Origin of the sequence: Pseudomonas allokribbensis (assembly GCF_014863605.1) — a bacterium.
Lineage (GTDB): Bacteria > Pseudomonadota > Gammaproteobacteria > Pseudomonadales > Pseudomonadaceae > Aquipseudomonas > Aquipseudomonas allokribbensis.
Genome location: NZ_CP062252.1, coordinates 4882388 through 4903082 on the forward strand (window position 1 = coordinate 4882388; position 20695 = coordinate 4903082).

At 61.5% G+C, this 20695-nt stretch carries 19 protein-coding genes; 6 read left to right on the plus strand and 13 right to left on the minus strand.

Going from position 1 to position 20695, the window contains the following annotated elements; translation table 11 throughout:
- Window positions 1-60 precede the first annotated feature (60 nt).
- The 8 genes from IF199_RS22290 to IF199_RS22325 all read right to left on the minus strand — a co-directional run bounded on the left by IF199_RS22290 (window position 61) and on the right by IF199_RS22325 (window position 6836).
- Window positions 61-867: a DUF4892 domain-containing protein gene (locus IF199_RS22290; RefSeq protein ID WP_192558729.1), complete on the minus strand. Its 807-nt coding sequence runs from the start codon at window positions 865-867 to the stop codon at window positions 61-63.
- A gap of 127 nt (window positions 868-994) precedes the next feature.
- Entirely contained in the window at window positions 995-1849 is an 855-nt protein-coding gene (locus IF199_RS22295) for an alpha/beta hydrolase (RefSeq protein ID WP_192558730.1), read from the minus strand.
- Window positions 1846-2652, minus strand: a complete 807-nt coding sequence (locus tag IF199_RS22300) for an alpha/beta fold hydrolase (RefSeq protein ID WP_192558731.1) — start codon at window positions 2650-2652, stop codon at window positions 1846-1848. Before IF199_RS22300 ends, IF199_RS22295 begins: the two co-directional genes overlap by 4 nt.
- Window positions 2653-2768: 116 nt before the next feature.
- Window positions 2769-3212: a hotdog fold thioesterase gene (locus IF199_RS22305; RefSeq protein WP_007957810.1), complete on the minus strand. Its 444-nt coding sequence runs from the start codon at window positions 3210-3212 to the stop codon at window positions 2769-2771.
- A 31-nt stretch (window positions 3213-3243) separates the two neighbouring features.
- The gene (locus tag IF199_RS22310) at window positions 3244-4899 is read right to left on the minus strand and encodes an AMP-binding protein (protein WP_192558732.1); all 1656 of its coding nucleotides are present in this window, start codon (window positions 4897-4899) and stop codon (window positions 3244-3246) included.
- Window positions 4900-4981: 82 nt separating this feature from the next.
- A complete protein-coding gene (gene sixA / locus IF199_RS22315) occupies window positions 4982-5434 on the minus strand; it encodes a phosphohistidine phosphatase SixA (RefSeq protein ID WP_085710970.1) in 453 nt (150 codons plus the stop codon).
- Window positions 5431-5778, minus strand: a complete 348-nt coding sequence (locus IF199_RS22320) for a DUF4389 domain-containing protein (protein WP_096817994.1) — start codon at window positions 5776-5778, stop codon at window positions 5431-5433. Before IF199_RS22320 ends, sixA begins: the two co-directional genes overlap by 4 nt.
- Before the next feature lie 32 nt (window positions 5779-5810).
- Entirely contained in the window at window positions 5811-6836 is a 1026-nt protein-coding gene (locus tag IF199_RS22325) for an NAD(P)H-dependent glycerol-3-phosphate dehydrogenase (protein WP_096817996.1), read from the minus strand.
- Window positions 6837-7092: 256 nt separating this feature from the next.
- Here IF199_RS22325 and IF199_RS22330 point away from each other — a divergent pair, with 256 nt between their 5' ends.
- The 6 genes from IF199_RS22330 to IF199_RS22355 all read left to right on the plus strand — a co-directional run bounded on the left by IF199_RS22330 (window position 7093) and on the right by IF199_RS22355 (window position 14449).
- A complete protein-coding gene (locus IF199_RS22330; protein WP_425220392.1) occupies window positions 7093-9156 on the plus strand; it encodes a TonB-dependent receptor plug domain-containing protein in 2064 nt (687 codons plus the stop codon).
- Window positions 9157-10089 (plus strand): ABC transporter substrate-binding protein, encoded by a 933-nt coding sequence (locus IF199_RS22335; RefSeq protein WP_192558734.1) that lies wholly within the window; start codon window positions 9157-9159, stop codon window positions 10087-10089.
- The gene (locus IF199_RS22340) at window positions 10086-11987 is read left to right on the plus strand and encodes an ATP-binding protein (RefSeq protein ID WP_102620998.1); all 1902 of its coding nucleotides are present in this window, start codon (window positions 10086-10088) and stop codon (window positions 11985-11987) included. Before IF199_RS22335 ends, IF199_RS22340 begins: the two co-directional genes overlap by 4 nt.
- A gap of 247 nt (window positions 11988-12234) precedes the next feature.
- Window positions 12235-12750, plus strand: coding sequence for a 3-hydroxyacyl-[acyl-carrier-protein] dehydratase FabA (fabA, locus tag IF199_RS22345; RefSeq protein ID WP_003227150.1), 516 nt, complete (start codon window positions 12235-12237; stop codon window positions 12748-12750).
- Window positions 12751-12761: 11 nt separating this feature from the next.
- A complete protein-coding gene (gene fabB / locus IF199_RS22350) occupies window positions 12762-13982 on the plus strand; it encodes a beta-ketoacyl-ACP synthase I (protein ID WP_096818004.1) in 1221 nt (406 codons plus the stop codon).
- Window positions 13983-14260: 278 nt separating this feature from the next.
- Window positions 14261-14449, plus strand: a complete 189-nt coding sequence (locus IF199_RS22355) for a hypothetical protein (protein ID WP_096818006.1) — start codon at window positions 14261-14263, stop codon at window positions 14447-14449.
- Between the two features lie 96 nt (window positions 14450-14545).
- Here the strand turns inward: IF199_RS22355 and IF199_RS22360 are convergent, their stop codons facing one another.
- From IF199_RS22360 to cysM, 5 genes are all read right to left on the minus strand, one after another.
- The gene (locus IF199_RS22360) at window positions 14546-15088 is read right to left on the minus strand and encodes a DUF2058 domain-containing protein (protein ID WP_007957793.1); all 543 of its coding nucleotides are present in this window, start codon (window positions 15086-15088) and stop codon (window positions 14546-14548) included.
- A gap of 26 nt (window positions 15089-15114) precedes the next feature.
- Window positions 15115-15948 (minus strand): nucleoside triphosphate pyrophosphohydrolase, encoded by an 834-nt coding sequence (gene mazG, locus IF199_RS22365; protein WP_192560993.1) that lies wholly within the window; start codon window positions 15946-15948, stop codon window positions 15115-15117.
- 5 nt (window positions 15949-15953) lie between these two features.
- Window positions 15954-18197 (minus strand): GTP diphosphokinase, encoded by a 2244-nt coding sequence (gene relA / locus IF199_RS22370; protein ID WP_096818008.1) that lies wholly within the window; start codon window positions 18195-18197, stop codon window positions 15954-15956.
- Between the two features lie 124 nt (window positions 18198-18321).
- A complete protein-coding gene (gene rlmD, locus IF199_RS22375) occupies window positions 18322-19674 on the minus strand; it encodes a 23S rRNA (uracil(1939)-C(5))-methyltransferase RlmD (protein WP_192558735.1) in 1353 nt (450 codons plus the stop codon).
- A complete protein-coding gene (cysM, locus tag IF199_RS22380) occupies window positions 19674-20576 on the minus strand; it encodes a cysteine synthase CysM (protein ID WP_096818012.1) in 903 nt (300 codons plus the stop codon). The genes rlmD and cysM overlap by 1 nt, the downstream gene beginning before the upstream one ends.
- Between the last annotated feature and the right edge of the window lie 119 nt (window positions 20577-20695).

A 20695-nucleotide genomic window follows, 5' to 3' on the forward strand; every position in this document is an offset into this window, starting at 1 on the left:
CGAAAAAGTCAGTCAGGCAAAGAGTAGGCGAACACGCCAAACGTGCCCGCCAGAGACACCTTATCGCAACAGATCGATGCGCAGGCCGGTACCTTCGACATTAGCGGTCTCCATGCGTGCCGCACGCACACCCTGGACGATCAACGCCTGACGCCAGGCCTCGGCCTTGGACCCGGAGACCGTGACCCGCAACGTGGTGTCGAGGTTCAGGCCACGGGACAGCAGACGCAGCCAGGTGTCGTCGGGATCGCCGGTCAGTTTCGGCAACTTCAGCTCGCCGGTGTCTTTCAACTGGCGCAACAGGGTCGCGGACGTCGGCAGCAGCTCCCCCAACGGCGTGGCGGCCTCGAACTGCTCGACATGCAGATAGGCTTTGCGATTGCCGCGAGTGATGCTGTAGAGCGCCACCAGCGTGTTGTCACGAGGCGCCGCCAGCCTCAGCAGCAGATAGGCCTGCTGCTCGTCGGCGCCGTACAGCTTGGCGTTGCCGAACACTTCATTGGCCCACAGGCTGCTTTCGCCGCAATCCCTGGCCTGACACCAGAACAACAGCTCGGCGTCCTGTTTTTGCAGGGCCTCACGGGCGACGGTGAACGCTTCATTGGCGGAATGTTCGGGCGGTAACTCGTAGGTGACCGAGGTGGTTTGCCCGCGGGCGCCGACCTGGCCGTCGAAACGCAACTGGCCGCTGATCTTGCGGATCGAGCCCATCGGGTAAATCCGCTCCAGTTCCACGGGAGGGCGATAGTCGACGATCTGCGCATCGGCCAGACGCGGCACGATCGGCAGATCCTGACTGCCCGGCAGGTCGGCAGCGAGCAACACGGGACTGAAACAGCACAGCGCCAGCAGACTGAAAGATCGCATGGACAGGCTCATCGGATCGGCATGGCCGGGGCGCCTTTCTGGCTATTCGGGTTCGCAGCGGTGTAGAAATCCATTGTGGTTGTCTCCCATTTCAACCCGCCCAGCCTCGACAGTTGCCCGGGGCAAGTCAAGGAATGGCGAAGAACCGATTGAAACAGTCTGCGACAAGAACCGCACCCGACTCGTCATTCAGGTGCAGATGGTGCCCGCCTGGCAGCTGTTCCCGGTTAAAGGGTAGACGCTCCAGCAGCTCGGGATGTTTGGCCAGCATGCCGTCGGCCGCCACCACCAATTGCGTAGGACAGGCGATGCGCTGGATGAAAGCCATCGCCTGTTCCTGAGTCAGACGCAATGGCGATGGCAGGGTCAGACGATTGTCGCTGCGCCAGGTGTAACCGCCGGGCACTGGCATCAGGCCTCGTTGCGCCAGCAGTTCGGCGGCTTCACGACTGACCGCCACCAGACCTTTCATGCGCGCTTCGATGGCCCGGTCAAGGGTGTTGTAGACCGGTTTGCGTTTTTCCCGAAGATCGAGCTGCGCCTGCAGGGCCATGCCCATGCGTTCGGCAGCGTTTTCACCTTTGTCCGTCGGAGGAATCACCCCGTCGATCAACGCCAGGTGGGTGATGCGCTCCGGCAACGAGCCTGCCAGCACCAGCGAAACAATCGCCCCCAGCGAATGCCCGAGCAGGCCGAAGCGCTGCCAGCCCAGTTGTTCGGCGACTTGCAGCACGTCATGGGCGTAGTCCCACAGCGCGTAACCTGCGCCGACCGGACGATGCGCCGAGTGACCGTGGCCGGCCATGTCCAGCGCAACAATGCGCAAGCCTTTGAGCTTCGGCGCCAGGCGAGCGAAGCTGTTGGCGTTATCCAGCCAGCCATGCAGGGCAATCACCGGCAACCCGTCTTCCGGGCCGAAAATGTGTGCCGCCAGCTCGATATGCGGCAGGCTCAGGCGCACTTCTTCGACCGCCGGGCTCATGCGCAATCCTTGTGCTGGCGGTTTTCCCAGCGACTGAACAGGTTTTTCAGCAACTGCGCGGTGTCCTGCGGCCGCTCAAGGGGAAACATGTGACCGCCGGGCACAGTCAGTGACTCGCCCTGAGGCAGACGCCCGACGAACCGGGTGTGATGGTTCATCACCACGCGACTCTTGTGCCCGCGCACCACCGCCAGTGGCACCTGAAGCTGTCGGGTTCGTCCGGGACTGGTGTGCGGCACACCGCGATAAATACTGATCTCGGTGGCCGGATCGAAGCGCAGGCGCAACTTGTCACCGACCTTATGCAAACCGTGTTGCAGATAGGCATCGAAGCACTCGGGATCGAAGCCACGGAACAGGGTCTTGCCGGCAAAATAGCTACGGGCGCTGTCGAGGTCGGCGAACTCCTCACGCCGCCCCAACGTGCGACCGGCCGGGGTGAGCTTGTCGATGAAGCCAAAACGCTTGGCAGCACGGATCACCCAGCGGTCGGTGCGGGTCAGCACCGGCGAATCGAGCATCACCACCCCGCGATACAGTTCAGGGCAACGCAGCGCGGCGTGCAGGTGCAGCATTCCGCCGAAGGAGTGGCCAACGCCCCACACCGGCTCGTCCTGCTGTTGCAGGTGGTGAATCAGTTCGTCAACCAGGTGGTACCAGTTGTCACCCGCCGGAAAACGCGGGTCGTGGGCATGCTGCTCCAGATGCGTCACCCGGAACTCGGGCGCCAGCGCCGAGAACAGCTTGCCGTAGGTACCGGAAGGGAAACCGTTAGCGTGGGCGAAGAAGATCGGTTGCGACATACGGGCAAATCCATGGGCGGTAAACGTGGCGTTGATTGTCCGTAAGACCGCGCTTCACAGCAATGACCGTAACTGCCAGGAATGATGACAGTCCGGTCAGGGCTATGACGGATCGGTCAGCGCGCCGGCGGCTGCTCACCCAGCGGCACCACTGCCATGGTCAGCCGCGACACGCAACTGGCCTTGCCTTCATCGCTGGTCAGGCGGATGTCCCAGACGTGGGTCGTGCGGCCGATGTGAATCGGCTTGGCCACCGCCGTTACCCGTCCGCTGCGCAATCCACGCAGATGGTTGGCGTTGATCTCCAGACCCACGCAATAGAACTTGCTGGCATCGATGCACAGGTAACTGGCCATCGAGCCGACGGTTTCGGCCAGCACCACCGACGCACCGCCGTGCAACAGGCCATAAGGCTGGTGGGTGCGATGGTCGATCACCATGCTGGCGGTCAGGGACTCTTCGTCGAAGGACTCGAAACGGATGTCCAGCACTTCGCCGATGGTGTTTTTCTGGATTGCGTTCAACTGCTCGATGTTGGGAGTGGTGCGCCACAAGGTCATCGCAGGCTTCCTTTGTTGTTTTGATCGTCGCTCAATCCTGCCACAGCACCGCCTCGCTGCGCTCGCTCCATTCTTCGAAGCGTGCGCCGTAGGTGTCTTCGATGACGTTGCGCTTGATCTTCAGGGTCGGCGTGAGAAAGCCGTTTTCCACCGCCCAGCTGTCCTTGACCACCACCAGACGCCGCAGGCGCTCGTGCTTGTCGAGGGCACCGTTGACCTCCTCCAGCAACTTTTCCAGGCTCGAATGCATTTGCGGTCGCGCTTCCTCGTGGCCGGCGGCCGAAAGCACACACAGCCCCAGCGGTGCACTCAAACCATCGCCGACCACGCAGACCTGCTCGATCCGCGTATGCACGGCGAGGCGGTTTTCGATCGGGGCCGGGGCGACGTATTTGCCTTTGCTGGTCTTGAAGATTTCCTTGAGCCGCCCGGTCAGGCGCAAACGGCCTTCGGCGTCCTGCTCGCCCTTGTCACCGGTACGCAGGAAACCGTCGGCGGTCAGCGTCTCGGCGGTTTTCTGCGGCTCCTTGAAATAGCCGAGCATGTTGGCCTGGCTGCGCACCTGCACTTCGCCGGTTTCGTCGATCCGCACTTCGACGTCAGGGCAAGGCTGGCCGATCCAACCCTGCTTGTACTGACCCGGCAGGCAGATGTGCGAATAGCCGCAGCTCTCGGTCATGCCGTAGACCTCCAGCACATCCAGCCCGAGTTTCTGATACCAGTCGAGCAAGGCCTGCGGCACCGGCGCGGCACCGGACAAGGCCACACGCAAGGCATCCAGCCCCAGCCCGGCAAGGACTTTGTGCCCGACCCGCTTGCCGATGAAAGGCAAACCGAGCAGGACATCCAGGCGTTTGGCGGGGATCTTCGCGTACACGCCCATCTGGAATTTGGTCCAGATTCTGGGCACACCGAACATCGCCGTGGGCCTCGCGCGTTTCAGATCGGTGAGAAAGGTATCGAGGCTCTCGGCAAAGAAAACCGTCTGCCCGGTATAGATCGACGCCAGTTCGACAAACATCCGTTCGGCCACATGACACAGCGGCAGATAGGACAGCAGACGATCGTTTTCATTGAGGCCGAACAACTGCGTGCCACGGGTGGTGGCAAAACCGAGATTGGCGAAACTGTGCATCACGCCCTTGGGCAGGCCGGTGGTGCCGGAGGTGTAAATGATGGTCGCCAGTTGATCGGCGGCGGGTCGCGGATCGTCCTGGATCGGTGAGCTGCGTTGCAGGTCGTCCCAGTTGAAATCGAACGTGCCCGGCGGGTGCAGCGGCAGGCTGATGGTCGGCAAACCCGCCGGCACACCGGTCGACATCCCCGGCCAGTCATCCAGTTTGCCGATGAACGCCAGCACGCTTTCGGAATGGGTGAGGACCTGATTGACCGAGTCGGCAGTGAGATTGGGATAGAGCGGCACCGAAACGTGTCCGGCCATCCAGATCGCCAGGTCGGCGATGATCCAGTGGGCGCAGTTTTTCGAGATCAGCGCGATGTGGCTGCCTTGGGGCAACTCCCGGGAGCGCAGCCAGTGCGCGGCACAGCGGGCCTGATGGCCGACGTCGGCCCAGGTCAGCGTTTCGACCTGCCCACCGCCGATGGGCTGCACCAGGAAGCGTTGGCGCGGGTGCCGGGCCTCGCGCTCGTAGAACACGTCCAGCGGCAATCGAAAAGCAGCAGACATGCGACTCGCTCCTTTCTTTTTGGGATGGAGCAAGCGTAGTCAACCAAGCAAGTGCTTGGTTGACTATTTCATACAAAAAATTTCACGGATGCTTGAGGCTGTTCAGCGTCATCGACCCGATCAACAACTCGCTGTGTTCGAGCTCGGCGAGCCCGGCGGTGCTGACCTTTTCCGGCGGATAGCCGGCGCCGTGTTGCAGGTAACTGAGCAGATGCCCGACCAGCGGATTGTGGCTGACCAGCAGCACATTGCTCACCGACACCAGTTGCTCGGCGACGCGGTCCGGATCGACCTCCGGCGTCAACCACTCGACCGTGCGGATCTCCGGCTCGAAACCCAACGCCTCGCGCACCAGTTGCGCGGTCTGCTGCGCCCGCAAGTACGGGCTGGCGTAGATGGCCGTCAGTGGCTGGCCCATCAATCGGGCGGCGCTGCTGAGCACTTCCTTGCGACCGTGAGCGGTCAGTTCCCGCTCCGAATCGGGGCGCGAGCCATAGGGCTCGGCCTCACCGTGACGCAATACCCAGAGTTTCATAGCTTGGGTTCCTCATCCCGGGCCGGATGCGGTGCTGGCGCAACAACGTGTGGCGCTTCACCTTCCGGGGTACGCGGCGCCGGCCAGTCGGCGAACGGCCAGGGTTTCTGGTCGCTGTGGAAACTGCCGAACCGGCCGATCTGGGCCAGGAACTGGCTCAGGCTGTCGCCGAAATTCATCAGACCGGCGCTTGGAGCGCCATAGATCAGTCTATACACAAGCTGCACCAGCACCACCGCGCCGAGAATGAACTGCGCCACCTGCCAGACCACGATGTAGACGATCATCCACAACACCCGCAGCAGGATGGATTCGTACTTGGCTTCGGTTTTCGGATCGTTCATGTCTAGCTCCCCTGCCCTGAAATAAAAAGCAATCAGTTGAAACCACTGGTGGAAATGAAGTCGACGTCGGTCTTCGGCTCGGCGCGCATCAACAGGCCGATCACCTGATCCAGCGTGCGCCCTTCGAACAGGATCGCGTGGAGCCCGGCGACCAGCGGCATGTACACGCCGACCTCCTGGGCCTTGGCCTTGAGCACTTTCAGGGTGTTGACCCCTTCAGCGACTTCACCGAGACGCGACACCGCTTCGTCGAGGCTCAAGCCCTGACCGAGGGCGAAACCGACCTGATAGTTGCGGCTTTTCGGCGACGAGCAGGTGACGATCAGGTCGCCGACTCCGGCCAGACCGAGGAAGGTCATCGGGTTAGCCCCCTGATTCACCGCAAACCGGGTCATCTCGGCCAGGGCGCGAGTGATCAGCATGCTCTTGGTGTTCTCGCCCATCTCCAGCGCCACCGCCATGCCGGCGATGATCGCATAGACGTTTTTCAGTGCGCCGCCCAGTTCCACGCCGAAACGGTCGGCACTGGCGTAGACGCGAAAGGTGCGGCCATGCAGCGCGGCCTGCACTTCTTTGCACAGTTCTTCGTCTTCGCTGGCGACTACCGTGGCGGTCAGCGCGTGTTCAGCGATTTCCCGTGCCAGGTTCGGCCCGGACAGCACGCCGATGCGCGCCTGCGGGGCGATCTCTTCGAGAATCTGGCTCATCAGTTTGAAGGTGTGAGCTTCGATGCCTTTGGTCAGGCTGACCAGCATCTTGCCGCTCAGGCGCTCGGCATGAGCCGCCAATACCGTGCGCAGCGCGCTGGACGGCAACGCCACGAAACACAATTCGCAGGCATCGAGGGTTGCCTGCAGGTCGGTGACCGCCGTCACGCCGGGCAGAATCTTGATGCCTTTGAGGTAACGCGGGTTCTCGCGATTGACCCGGATGGCCTCGGCCTGTTCGGGGTCACGCATCCACTGCCGGACTTGATGGCCGTTCTCGGCCAACAGATTGGCCACGGCGGTACCGAAACTTCCGCCTCCCAGGACCGCAATCGGGCGCTGTTCAGTCATATGTAATCCGTTAATCCATACCAGTGGCGATGCGGGCATTATACGGAGCGGCCCCTTCTCGGACAGCCCCGGCGTCAATTACCGGCACTTGTAGGAAGAAGACCAATAAAACCGAGGAAAATGCCCGCAACGTGACTGGAAAAGTCACTGTCCTCGGTTAACATGCGCGCCAATTCTTTGCTATCAAGGCTGCGTCGTGTTTTCTGGCACTCCCTCCCCGCGTTCGTCCCTGCTGTTGGCGCTGCTGTTCAGCCCGATGTTGCTGGCGGACGACCTGTTTCTCGACAGCGAGGCCTTGCCGCAAATCCTCACGGCCACGCGCTTGAAACAGTCGCCGGCGGAAGTCCCCGGCAGCATGACCGTGCTCGACAGCGAACTGATCAACGCCAGCGGCGCCCGGGATATCAGCGAACTGCTGCGCCTAGTGCCGGGGATGATGGTCGGCAACATCAGCGGCAATCAGGCGGTGGTGAACTATCACGGCACCAACGCCACCGAAGCACGGCGCATGCAGGTACTGATCGACGGCCGCTCGGTGTACCGCGCCGGCCTGGCCACGGTGGACTGGAGCGACATCCCGGTAGCCATGGAAGACATCGAGCGCATCGAAGTCTTTCGCGGCCCGAACACTGTCAGCTATGGCGCCAACGCGCTGATGGCGGTGGTCAACATCATCACTCGCAACCCGGCGGACAGCCACGGCACACGGTTGAAAATCACCCGTGGCCAACGCGGCATCAACGATTTCTATGCCAGTCAGGGAACAGGCTGGAATGGCGGCGACCTGCGCCTGTCGCTGTCCGGCCAGGAAGATGACGGCTTCGACAGCGACCGCACCGGCGCCGATTACCGCGACAGCCGCCGCTTGAACCGCTTCAGCCTTGCGGTCAGCCAGACCCTCAGCGACAACCAGAGCGTGGACTGGCAACTCAACGCCAAGGACGGGACCAACCAGCGGCCTTACACCTATCGCCCTGTGTTCTCGGGGATTACCGCCGCCGGGAACAATTCCGACGTGATCGCCAAGGATTACGCCGGCTCGGTGCGCTGGAACCTGGATATCAACCCCGATCACAGCCTTTATGTACAAGGCTCGGCGCAACACTGGGACCGCCAGCAAACCTGGCGTGCCTGCGACGCCGAGGTGTCGTTCAGCCCGCAGCTGACGGAGTTGTGGCAACTCAACCCGAACTACACCGAGCAACTGGCGCGCAATATCACCCGCTTCATCGGGCCCGGTGCTGCACCCGGCACACCCACGGAAATGGCCCTGGCCAATCAAGTGCTCGATCAATGGCGCAATGGCGCCGGCCGGACTCTGTGCGGCGACATCGACCAGAGCGCCCGGGAATCGCGCTATGACCTGGAATTACAGGACACCCTCAGCCTGTCCGACAGTCTGCGTCTGGTCAGCGGCCTGAACTATCGTTACGACCGGGCCGATTCCGAGACCTATTTCAACGGAACGCTGGACGACACCACGTGGCGCGCGTTCGGCCAACTGGAATGGCGCGCCAGCGAACACTGGCTGTTGCAGGGTGGCGCCATGTTTGAAAACACCCAGTTGATCGGCAGTTCGCTGACGCCCAGGTTCGCCGTCAATTACCTGATCAACCCGCGCCACAGCCTGCGTGCGGTGTACTCGGAAGCGATCCGTTCACCGGACATGTTCGAGAACAACGTCAACTGGAGTTATCAGGTGACCAACCTGCGCCCGTCCGCCTTCGGCCAGTCTTCGGCCCGCTACTTCGTCAAGACCCGGGGCCCCGGCGATCTGGACCAGGAGCACATGCGCTCGCGGGAACTGGGCTACAACGGCTTTTTCCCTGAATGGGGCCTGGCGCTGGACGTGAAGCTGTTCTACGACGAAATCACCGGGATGATCAGCGAGCCGCTGCGTAACAATCAGTACATCGCCAGCAACGCCAACGACTCGCGCTTTCGCGGCACCGAGACCCAGGTGGATTGGCGCCTGAGTGCGGCCGATCGGCTGCGCCTGACTTACGCCTACGTCGACGCCGAGGCGAGCAACCCGCTGGACCAGCAGTTCACCGCGCGCAACAGCGGCTCGGCCGGTTGGCTGCGCGACTGGGGTCAGGGCTGGAACAGCGCCCTCTTCTATTACGGTGACAACGCCCTCAACGGCTATCGCTTCGAGCGGGTCGACACGCGCATCGCCAAACGTATCCCGCTGGGCAAGGCCCAACTGCAACTGGCCGGGGTGCTGCAACAGCGTCTGGACAATGAGCCGACCACCTTCGTCGACAACAACTACGACGAACGCCGGGTGATGTATTTCAGCGCCGAGCTGGAGTTCTAGATGCGCTACGCCCTGTCGCGGAAGATGCCAACGGCCGCCCAATGGCTGGCCGGGCTGTGCCTGTTCCTGACAGCCTGGCTGCACGGCGTGGCGGTGCAGGCGGCCGACATTCTGCTGACCGGCGCCGAGGAAAGCCCCGGCGTGCAATCGTTCGTCCAGGCCCTGAGCGAACTGCGCCCCACCGACCGCGTACATTTCCAGCCATTGGCGAGCCTGCCGGCGCCGGGCAAGCTGCCGTCCAGCCTGCGTCTGATTCTGCTGGACCTGCCGAGCCTCGACTGGCGCATGCAGGAACCCCAGGGGCCGGCGACGTTGGTTCTGCGCATCAGCCGTTTGCAGGCCCGACAACGTTTCGGCACGGCGCAACCGCCCCACTTGAGTCTGCTGTGGAGCGATCCGCCGCTGAGTCGCCAGTTACAACTGATCCGACGGATCCTGCCCCAGGCTCAGCGAGTCGGCGTGCTGTTCGATCAGCACAGCGAGTTCCTGCTCAAGGAGCTGCAATCGGCCGCCCAGCCGCTGAATCTGCAAATCGTCCCGCAGCGCTGGGACAACACCCACGACAGTCGCCCGTTGCAGACCGTGCTGAAAAACAGCGATGTGTTGCTGGGTCTCGACGATCCTGACCTGTACAACCCGAAAACCGCGAAGAACCTGCTGCTCAGCAGCTATTCGCGGCAACTGGCGCTGATCGGCCCGAACGTCTCGTTCGTGCGCGCCGGCAGCCTCGCCAGTACTTACAGCGACCAGAGCGATTGGCTGGCGGTGCTCGACGAATTGCTCGACCGCCCGCCGGCCACCTGGCCGAGAGCGCTCTATCCCGAGCGTTTTAAAGTATCAAGCAATGCGCAGGTGGCTCGTTCATTAGGGATAGAACCGATGAATGAAGCGTCTGTTGCCGAAGAGCTGGCCCAAGGAGAGCGCCGCCCATGATTTTCCGCCGTTGGGACATCAATACCCGCACCCAGTTGATCAGCCTGGGTCCTGCGCTGTTGCTGACCTTGCTGCTGATCAGCTTTTTCACCTTCGTGCGCATCCAGGATTTGCGTCAGGAGCTGAACCACACCGGCCAACTGATCGCCAACCAGCTCGCACCCGCCACCGAATACGGGGTGATATCCGGCAACAACGAAGTGCTGGAAAGCCTGCTCAAAGCCACACTGGCCACGCCGAACGTGCGCTTTCTTGAAGTACAGGACAGCGCCAACCGCATTCTGGCGTATGTCGAACAACCGTCGGACACGCACAAACGCCCGCATCAGGTCGAAGTGTTCCAGTCGCCGGTGCGGCTGCAGCGGATTGCCCTGCACAATGATTTCTTTCAGGACGGCAAAAGCAGCAACGGCGGCGCCAGCGAAGATTATCTGGGGCGGGTGATCGTCGGTCTGTCCAACGATGCCTTCAGTCAGCGCCAACAGGAAATCCTGCTCAAGGCCGGGATTCTGGCGCTGTTCGCCCTGCTCTTCACCTTTGTCCTGGCACGGCGTCTGGCCGGCAGCCTGTCGCAGCCGATCCGCGATATCGGCGATGCAGTCAAGGCAATTCAGGACGGTGACTACAAGACCCCGCTGCCGATTGTCGATGACACCGAGTTGGGCGCCCTTTCGCAACACATCAACAATCTGGCCCAGGCCCTGGAACAGGCCAGCCGCGAACAGCATCAGGCCATGGCGCAACTGATCCAGACCCGCGAAGAGGCGGAAAAGGCCAACAACGCCAAATCGGATTTCCTGGCAATGATGAGCCATGAACTGCGCACCCCGATGAACGGTGTACTGGGCATGCTGCAACTACTCGAAACCACCGAAATGACTGAGGAGCAGATCGAATACGCGGCGCTGGCCTCCGAGTCCACCGAGCATTTGCTCAAGGTGATCAACGACATTCTGGATTTCTCGCGCATCGAGCGTTCGGAACTGGAGCTGGAGCACATTCCATTCAACCTCGCCGACCTGATCGGCGCGTGCGCGCAGTCGTTCCAGCACAGTGCGGCGCAACGCGGCCTGGAGTTGCAACTGCGGATCCCCGAAGACCTGCGCGGCTTGCAGGTGCAGGGCGACCCGACGCGGATCCGGCAGATCCTGGTCAATCTGGTGGGCAATGCGCTGAAGTTCACCGAGCAGGGGCGCGTCAGCATCGAGGCCCAGTGGCAGTCGCTGGATCACGAATTGCTGTGGTTCACCTGTTCGGTGCGCGACAGCGGCATCGGGATTTCTTCGGAAAGCCTGGAATTGATGTTCAACGCGTTCCAGCAAGCCGACAGCTCGATTTCGCGTCGTTATGGCGGAACCGGTCTGGGCTTGCCGATCGCACGCACCCTGGCCGAGCGAATGGGCGGCACCTTGCGCGCGCAAAGCGAAGAAGGTCGCGGTTCGGTGTTTACCCTGGAAATTCCGTTGGCTCTATATAAGCAGGCATTGCCTGCACTGGCGGCGCCGCGTGCAATCGATGGCAATGCGCACGGCGAAGGTCGCAATGTCTTGCTGGTGGAAGACAATCCGGTCAACCAGACCGTGATCGAGGCAATGTTGCGCAGTCTGGGCTTCACTGTGAGCGTCGCCACCGACGGTATGCAGGCCGTGCGCAGTGCCGGGGGCAGTCGTTACGAAGCTATCCTGATGGATTGCCGCTTGCCGATCATCGACGGTTACGAGGCGACCCGACAGATCCGCCGCCTGCCCGGTTGCGGTCATGTACCGATCATCGCCCTGACCGCCAACGCGTTGCAGGGCGACCGCGAAAACTGCCTGTCGGCGGGGATGAATGATTACCTGGCCAAGCCGTTCAAACGTAATGACCTGCAGCAGATTCTGCAGCGCTGGGTGCAGTAGGGAGGCCCTTTCGAGCATCTGCGACTGGCGTGAAAAGCGAAAGTGCGGCAGTCTTAGGCACCCGAACGAGCCTCAAAAGGGGCTTGAATAAAAATTTCAGTGCACAAGTGTACATTCATGTCCTTGGTGCTGTGACTTTCACCACAACGCAATAGTCTATGAGTAGGCTGCCGGTTCGAGGCATGAACGCGTCGATCGGTCGGGAAGATTTGCCCCACCTGCCGCATGGGATTATTGAGGAGCTCGCATGACCAAACAAAACGCCTTTACTCGGGAAGACCTGCTGCGCTGCAGTCGCGGTGAGCTGTTCGGCCCAGGTAACGCGCAACTGCCCGCCCCGAACATGCTGATGGTGGATCGCATCACCCTGATCAGCGAAGAAGGCGGCAAGTACGGCAAAGGTGAATTGGTCGCCGAGCTGGATATCAACCCTGACCTGTGGTTCTTCGCTTGCCACTTCGAGGGTGATCCGGTGATGCCGGGCTGCCTGGGTCTGGACGCCATGTGGCAACTGGTCGGCTTCTTCCTGGGCTGGCAAGGTCTGCCGGGCCGCGGCCGTGCGCTGGGTTCGGGCGAAGTGAAATTCTTCGGCCAGGTCCTGCCGACCGCCAAGAAAGTCACCTACAACATTCATATCAAGCGCGTCCTCAAAGGCAAGCTGAACCTGGCCATCGCCGACGGTTCGGTGACTGTCGACGGTCGCGAAATCTACACCGCCGAAGGCCTTCGCGTCGGCGTGTTCACCTCCACTGACAACTTCTAAGGGTTATTCGCATGCGCCGCGTCGTTATCACTGGTCTGGGCATTGTTTCGTGCCTGGGCAATGACAAAGAGACCGTCTCCGCTAACCTGCGTGCAAGCCGCCCTGGCATCCGGTTCAACCCGGAATATGCCGAAATGGGTCTGCGTAGCCAGGTTTCCGGCTCCATCGACCTCAACCTTGAAGAACTGATCGATCGCAAGATCTATCGCTTCGTCGGCCACGCTGCGGCTTACGCCTACCTGGCCATGAAAGACGCCATCACCGACTCCGGCCTGACCGAAGAGCAGGTGTCCAACCCGCGTACCGGCCTGATCGCAGGTTCCGGTGGTGCGTCGACCCTGAACCAGATGGAAGCGCTGGACATCCTGCGCGAGAAAGGCGTCAAGCGCGTCGGCCCATACCGTGTAACGCGGACCATGAGCAGCACCGTTTCGGCGTGCCTGGCCACTCCGTTCAAGATCAAGGGCCTGAACTACTCCATCGCTTCTGCCTGCGCCACCAGTGCTCACTGCATCGGTACCGCCATGGAACAGATCCAGATGGGCAAGCAGGACATCGTGTTCGCCGGTGGCGGTGAAGAGGAGCACTGGAGCCAGTCGTTCCTGTTCGACGCAATGGGCGCCCTGTCCAGCAAGCGCAACGACACCCCGGAAAAAGCCTCCCGTGCCTACGACGCCGACCGTGACGGTTTCGTCATCGCTGGCGGTGGCGGCATGGTCGTGGTCGAGGAGCTGGAGCACGCTCTGGCCCGTGGCGCGAAGATCTACGCGGAAATCGTTGGCTACGGCGCGACGTCCGACGGCTACGACATGGTGGCTCCAAGCGGCGAAGGCGCCATCCGCTGCATGCAGATGGCAATGTCCACCGTCGACACCCCGATCGACTACCTGAACACCCACGGCACTTCGACTCCGGTCGGCGACGTCGCGGAAATGAAAGGTGTGCGTGAAGTGTTCGGCGACAAGGCCCCGGCCATCAGCTCCACCAAGAGCCTGTCGGGTCACTCCCTGGGCGCCGCCGGCGTTCACGAAGCGATCTACTGCATGCTGATGATGGAAGGCAACTTCATCGCCGGTTCCGCCAACATCGACGAGCTGGACCCTGAAGTGGCCGATCTGCCGGTGCTGACCAAGACCCGCGAAAACGCCACCATCAACACCGTGATGAGCAACAGCTTCGGCTTCGGTGGCACCAACGCCACCCTCGTGCTGAAGCGCTGGGAAGGCAAGTAATTCCTTCCTGCTGAGCCGCACATGAAAACGCCCCGACTGGTTCGGGGCGTTTTTTTTCGCCTGGAGAAAAGCGCTTTTTCAGCAGCACCAAGATGAAACTTCTGTCATGCAACTTACTGCCCTGCGACCGAATGTCGCGTATTTGGCGGGCTCCAGGACTGTTGCAGATTTCGCAAGGATACATTGCACGAATCGAGCGTTTACTTAGCAGGCTAACAAATTCTATAACAGAGGCCTGCACACGCCTTGCTGCAGATAACAGAGATTGGAGCTAGCAGATGACTGTAAAAGTAACTGAACGCGACGATTCACACATGTCCCATGAAGGCGTAGCCGCCGGTGTACGGATCTGGGATGTGCATCAACAAGACTTGCTGGTCGGCATGTTCCACAACGAGATCGACGCCCACAACTACAAGGCCGAACTGGAACTGCTCGAACGGCAACGTGACCAACGCTCTGCCTGAATCAAACCACAGCATTGAAAACGACAAACCCCGCGATGAGCGGGGTTTGTCGTTATTGGGCGTTTCAGCGCAGCTTCACAGCCCGGCGGAACCCGTTTACCACATCAGATCATCAGGGATCACATAAGCCGCGTACGGATCGTCCTCGGCATTGACCTCTTCGACCTTCTCGTTGAGCTGCACGATGCGCTGTGGATCGCGCTCCTGAATCTTCAGGGCCGCCTCACGAGGAATCACTTCATAGCCGCCGGCATGGTGCACGATCGCCAGCGAACCGCTGCTGAGCTTGTTGCGCATCAGTGTGTTGACCGAGATGCGCTTGACCTTCTTGTCGTCGACGAAGTTGTAGTAGTCCTCGGTGGTCAGCTTCGGCAGACGCGAGACTTCGATCAACTGCTTGACCTGCGCGGCGCGGGCCTTGGCCTCGGCCTTCTCCTGCTGCTGACGGTTCAGCTCCTGGTCGCGCTTGACCTTCTCGGCCTGAGCTTCCTGGGCAGCGCGCTGCTGGGAGTCGTCCAGTTCGATCTGGCCTTTGTGGGCCAGACGTTGTTGTTTCTGCTTGTCTTTGCTGACCTGTTTGGCCTGCTTTTGGTTGACCAGTCCTGCCTTGAGCAACTGGTCGCGAAGGGAAAGGCTCATTGATGCTTACTCACTTGGGCAACGGCTCAGCCGCAGCTGGGCAAATTCTTTTCCTGACGTTTGGCTTCACCCCACAGGGCGTCCAACTCTTCGAGGGTGCAATCTTCTATGGGTCGGTGGGTGTCGCGCAATGCCTGTTCGATAAATCGGAAACGTCTTTCGAACTTGCCATTGGCGCCACGCAGTGCGGTTTCCGGATCGACCTTCAGATGCCGGGCCAGATTGACCACGGAAAACAGCAGGTCGCCGATCTCGTCGGCCACCGCTTGCGGGTCATTCTCGGACATGGCTTCGAGCACTTCATCGAGCTCTTCGCGCACCTTGTCCAGCACCGGCAACGCGTCCGGCCAGTCGAAACCGACCTGCCCGGCGCGCTTCTGCAACTTGGCCGAGCGGGACAATGCCGGCAACGCGGCGGGCACATCGTCGAGCAATGACAGTTGCTGCGGCGCGGTGGATTTCTCGGCACGCTCTTCGGCCTTGATCTCCTCCCAGCGCTGCTTGACCTGCTCCTCGTTCAGGCGCGGCACGTCCAGCGGCGCATACAGATCACCGGTGGGGAATACATGCGGGTGACGACGAATCAACTTGCGGGTGATGCTGTCGACCACACCGGCAAACTCGAACCGCCCTTCTTCCCGCGCCAGCTGGCTGTAATACACCACCTGAAACAGCAGATCACCCAACTCGCCCTGCAAGTGATCGAAGTCGCCGCGCTCGATGGCGTCGGCGACTTCGTAGGCTTCCTCGAGGGTGTGCGGGACGATGGTCGCGTAAGTCTGCTTGATGTCCCACGGGCAACCGAACTGCGGGTCGCGCAGACGGTTCATCAGGTGCAACAGGTCTTCAAGGCTGTAGATCGATTTCATGGAGTCCGGTTACGCCGCGTCTCGATGATGTTCGGCAACTGGGAAATCCGCCCCAGCAACCGCCCCAGTGCGTCCAGCCCCGGAATCTCGATGGTCAGGGACATCAGCGCTGTGTTGTCCTCCTTGTTCGAGCGGGTGTTGACCGCCAGCACGTTGATCCGCTCGTTGAGCAGCACCTGCGAAACGTCACGCAGCAGACCGGAACGGTCGTAGGCGCGAATGACAATGTCCACCGGATAGGTGAGCACCGGCACCGGGCCCCAGCTGACCTGAATGATCCGCTCCGGCTCGCGCCCGGACAGTTGCAGCACCGAGGCGCAGTCCTGACGGTGAATGCTCACGCCGCGGCCCTGGGTGATGTAACCGACGATCGCATCGCCCGGCAACGGCTGGCAGCAGCCGGCCATCTGGGTCATCAGGTTGCCGACGCCCTGGATCTGAATGTCGCCGCGCTTGCCCGGCTTGTAGCCGGTGGCCTTGCGTGGAATCAGTTCCAGCTGTTCGTTGCCGCGTTCCGGCTCGACCAGTTGTTGCGCCAGGTTGACCAGTTGCGCCAGACGCAGGTCGCCGGCCCCGAGGGCGGCGAACATGTCTTCGGCGGTTTTCATGTTGGCCTTGTCGGCCAGCTTGTCGAAATCCACCGCCGGCAGACCGAGGCGATTGAGTTCGCGCTCGATCAGGGTCTTGCCGGCTGCGACGTTCTGATCGCGAGCCTGCAACTTGAACCAGTGAACAATCTTCGCCCGCGCCCGGGACGTGGTGACGTAACCGAGGTTCGAGTTCAGCCAGTCGCGGCTCGGCGTACCGTGCTTGCTGGTGATGATCTCGACCTGCTCGCCGGTCTGCAGGCTGTAGTTGAGCGGGACGATCCGCCCGTTGATCTTGGCGCCGCGGCAGTTGTGACCGATTTCGGTGTGCACGCGGTAAGCGAAGTCCAGCGGCGTCGCGCCCTTCGGCAAATCGATGGCGTGGCCGTCAGGGGTGAAGATGTAGACCCGGTCCGGTTCGATATCGACCCGCAACTGTTCAGCGAGGCCACCGATGTCGCCCAGCTCTTCGTGCCACTCGAGCACCTGACGCAGCCAGGAGATTTTCTCTTCGTAGTGGTTCGAGCCGGACTTGACGTCGGTGCCCTTGTAGCGCCAGTGCGCGCAGACGCCGAGCTCGGCCTCTTCGTGCATCGAATGGGTACGGATCTGGACTTCCAGCACCTTGCCTTCCGGACCGATCACCGCGGTGTGCAGCGAGCGGTAGCCGTTCTCTTTCGGGTTGGCGATGTAGTCGTCGAACTCTTTCGGAATGTGCCGCCACAGGGTGTGGACGATGCCGAGCGCGGTGTAGCAGTCGCGCATTTCCGGCACCAGCACGCGCACCGCACGCACGTCGTAGATCTGGCTGAACTCCAGACCCTTGCGCTGCATTTTGCGCCAGATCGAATAGATGTGCTTGGCCCGGCCGCTGATGTCGGCGTCGACGCCGGTGGCCTGCAATTCGTCCTTGAGCTGCGTCATCACATCGGCGATGAAACGCTCGCGGTCGAGCCGCCGCTCGTGCAACAACTTGGCGATCTGTTTGTATTGGTCGGGTTCCAGGTAACGGAAGGACAAGTCCTCCAGTTCCCATTTGATATGGCCAATGCCGAGTCGGTGGGCGAGCGGCGCATAGATGTCGAAGACTTCCCGGGCGACCCGGTTGCGCTTTTCGTCGTCAGCGGTTTTCACCGCTCGGATCGCACAGGTGCGTTCGGCAAGTTTGATCAGTGCGACGCGTACGTCGTCGACCATCGCCACCAGCATCTTGCGCAGGTTTTCCACCTGGCCCTGAGTGCCCATCACCATCGATTGGCGAGGACTGAGGCTGGCGCTGATCGCGGCCATGCGCTGCACGCCGTCAATCAGTTTGGCGACCACCGGACCGAAGCGCTGGCTGACCGCTGCCAGTTCGATCTGGCCTTCGCGCACGCCACGGTAAAGCACCGCCGCGACCAGCGAATCCTGATCCAGCTTGAGGTCGGCAAGAATCTCCGCGATTTCGAGGCCGGTGCTGAAACTGCCGCTGCCTTCGGTCCAGAGATTCTTGGCCGCATTGGACTGTTGCTCGGCCTGTCGAGCGAACTCACAGGCTTCTTTCAAGGCTTCGCGATCCAGTGCCAGATCGACACTGACCGCATGATCGAGCCAAGCCTCGAGATTGATACTGCCGTCGGTGTTGATCGGCTGGTGTGCTCTCACCTGTACCATCTTGCTTTACCTTCCCTACGACGCAGATTCAATGCGTCAAATCACTGACCTGTATTGCCCGTTCGCACTCGCGGGGCTAAGACGAGCGCTGCACGGGCGGACCAGTCGGATCAGACGAGCCATCCTAGCTCGCTTCAAATAACGCCATGGCCTCGACATGTGCCGTCTGAGGAAACATATCGAGAATCCCGGCACGTTTTAACCGGTAGCCCTGCTTGATCAATTCGACCGTATCGCGCGCCAGAGTTGCAGGGTTGCACGACACATAAACCAACCGCTCGGCACCCAGGGTCGCGAGCTTGCGCACCACCTCGAAAGCACCGTCACGCGGTGGGTCCAAGAGTACCGCAGAAAAGCCGTTTCCGATCCACTCGGCATCGGTCAAAGGCTGGGATAAATCGGCCTGAAAAAACTTTGTGTTATGCAAATTGTTGCTAGCGGCATTCGCCGCAGCGCGATCGACCATGGTCTGCACGCCTTCGACCGCTACTACTTCGCGCACGGCCTTGGCCAGCGGCAAGGCAAAATTGCCGAGCCCGCAGAACAGGTCGAGCACGCGCTCATCAGCGGTCGGTTTCAACCACTCCAGGGCCTGGGCAACCATGGATTCGTTGACCCCGGCGTTGACCTGGATGAAATCTCCTGGCCGCCAATCCAGTTCCAGATCCCACGGCTCCAGGCGATAACCCAGCGATTGCGTGACATCGACCGGTTGCGGCCCGTCTTCGCCGTGCAGCCACAACTGCGCCTGATGGAATGCGCAGAAATCCTTGAGGATCGTCAGGTCGGCCTCGGACAGCGGCGCCACGTGACGCAGCAGAACGGCCAGGGACGAACCACTGAATAATTCCACATGACCCAGCGCCTGAGGTTTGCTCAGGCGACGGAGCATCTCCGGCAAACGGGTCATGATCGGTTGCAAGGGCTGTACCAGCACCGGGCATTCGCTGATCGCCACGATGTCCTGGCTGCCGGCGGCGCGGAAACCGACTTCGAGCGTTTTGGCCTTGCTGTCCCAGCGCACGGCGACCCGGGCGCGGCGACGGTAGCCGAATTCCGGACCGGTCAAAGGTGCAGCCCATTCTTCAGGCTCGACACCGGCGACCCGCGAAAGCTGTTCGGCGAGCATGCGCTGTTTCAGGGCAAGCTGTTCGCCGTGGGGCAAATGCTGAACGCTGCAACCGCCGCAGCGACCGGCGTGCTGACAAGCGGCCGGACGACGCAATTCGCTGGCCGTGAATACACGTTCGGTACGCGCCTCGACCACTTTGCCGTGGGCGCCCAGTACCCGCGCCTCGACCTCTTCACCCGCCAGGGCGCCGAGGACAAACCAGGTTTTGCCTTCAAAAAACGCGATGCCGCGACCGTCATTGGCCAGGCGCTCGATCTTCAAGCGCTGCTTTTTGCCGGTCGGGATTTGCGGGGCCTTGCTGCCGCCGGTGGGCTGGAAGCGCAGGCCTCTCTCATGCTTGGCCATCAGTTGGGCGCGTCGAAAATGCCGGTCGACAGGTATCGGTCGCCACGGTCACAGATGATCGCGACGATCACCGCGTTTTCAACTTCTTTGGACAGACGCAGCATCGCTGCCACCGCACCGCCCGAGGACACGCCGCAGAAGATGCCTTCTTCGCGGGCCAGACGACGGGTGACGTCTTCGGCTTCGCTTTGCGCCATGTCGACAATGCGATCGACACGATCAGCCTGATAGATCTTCGGCAGGTATTCCTGCGGCCAGCGGCGAATGCCGGGAATGGCCGAGCCTTCCATCGGTTGCAGGCCGATGATCTGCACGCTGTCGCTCTGCTCTTTGAGGTAGCGCGACACGCCCATGATGGTCCCGGTGGTCCCCATGGAACTGACGAAATGAGTAATGGTGCCCTGGGTCTGGCGCCAGATTTCCGGGCCGGTGGTGGTGTAGTGCGCTTCGGGGTTGTCGCCGTTGGCGAACTGATCCAGCACCTTGCCACGACCTTCGGCTTCCATCCGCTGGGCGAGATCGCGAGCGCCTTCCATGCCCTCTTCCTGGCTGACCAGAATCAGCTCCGCGCCATAAGCGGTCATCGCCGCTTTACGCTCGGCGCTGGAGTTGTCCGGCATGATCAGGATCATCTTGTAACCCTTGATCGCGGCGGCCATCGCCAACGCGATCCCGGTGTTGCCCGAGGTCGCTTCGATCAGCGTATCGCCGGCGTGGATCTGCCCGCGCAACTCGGCACGGGTGATCATCGACAGCGCCGGACGATCCTTCACCGAACCCGCAGGGTTATTCCCTTCGAGCTTGAGCAATAGGGTGTTGCTGGTGACACCGGGCAGGCGCTGCAAACGCACCAGCGGCGTGTTGCCGACGCAATCGGCGATGGTTGGGTACTGCAAGGTCATGGCGTTTTTCGCAATCCGGACAGCGGGGGCGCCTATCATACCGGCAAACCTGCGCGGCCCATATCACGCAAAGTGTGGTGCTTATGGTTTCTTGGAATAAGCAGTAAAAGTCGCGCCGG

Coding starts and splice junctions, on each gene's coding strand:
- IF199_RS22340 (WP_102620998.1), top strand. CDS start 10,086: ATGATTTTCCGCCGTTGGGACATCAATACCCGCACCCAGTTGATCAGC.
- relA (WP_096818008.1), bottom strand. CDS start 18,197: ATGGTACAGGTGAGAGCACACCAGCCGATCAACACCGACGGCAGTATC.
- IF199_RS22325 (WP_096817996.1), bottom strand. CDS start 6,836: ATGACTGAACAGCGCCCGATTGCGGTCCTGGGAGGCGGAAGTTTCGGT.
- IF199_RS22335 (WP_192558734.1), top strand. CDS start 9,157: ATGCGCTACGCCCTGTCGCGGAAGATGCCAACGGCCGCCCAATGGCTG.
- rlmD (WP_192558735.1), bottom strand. CDS start 19,674: ATGGCCAAGCATGAGAGAGGCCTGCGCTTCCAGCCCACCGGCGGCAGC.
- IF199_RS22300 (WP_192558731.1), bottom strand. CDS start 2,652: ATGTCGCAACCGATCTTCTTCGCCCACGCTAACGGTTTCCCTTCCGGT.
- IF199_RS22295 (WP_192558730.1), bottom strand. CDS start 1,849: ATGAGCCCGGCGGTCGAAGAAGTGCGCCTGAGCCTGCCGCATATCGAG.
- fabB (WP_096818004.1), top strand. CDS start 12,762: ATGCGCCGCGTCGTTATCACTGGTCTGGGCATTGTTTCGTGCCTGGGC.
- fabA (WP_003227150.1), top strand. CDS start 12,235: ATGACCAAACAAAACGCCTTTACTCGGGAAGACCTGCTGCGCTGCAGT.
- cysM (WP_096818012.1), bottom strand. CDS start 20,576: ATGACCTTGCAGTACCCAACCATCGCCGATTGCGTCGGCAACACGCCG.
- IF199_RS22355 (WP_096818006.1), top strand. CDS start 14,261: ATGACTGTAAAAGTAACTGAACGCGACGATTCACACATGTCCCATGAA.
- IF199_RS22290 (WP_192558729.1), bottom strand. CDS start 867: ATGCGATCTTTCAGTCTGCTGGCGCTGTGCTGTTTCAGTCCCGTGTTG.
- IF199_RS22320 (WP_096817994.1), bottom strand. CDS start 5,778: ATGAACGATCCGAAAACCGAAGCCAAGTACGAATCCATCCTGCTGCGG.
- IF199_RS22330 (WP_425220392.1), top strand. CDS start 7,093: ATGTTGCTGGCGGACGACCTGTTTCTCGACAGCGAGGCCTTGCCGCAA.
- IF199_RS22305 (WP_007957810.1), bottom strand. CDS start 3,212: ATGACCTTGTGGCGCACCACTCCCAACATCGAGCAGTTGAACGCAATC.
- sixA (WP_085710970.1), bottom strand. CDS start 5,434: ATGAAACTCTGGGTATTGCGTCACGGTGAGGCCGAGCCCTATGGCTCG.
- IF199_RS22360 (WP_007957793.1), bottom strand. CDS start 15,088: ATGAGCCTTTCCCTTCGCGACCAGTTGCTCAAGGCAGGACTGGTCAAC.
- IF199_RS22310 (WP_192558732.1), bottom strand. CDS start 4,899: ATGTCTGCTGCTTTTCGATTGCCGCTGGACGTGTTCTACGAGCGCGAG.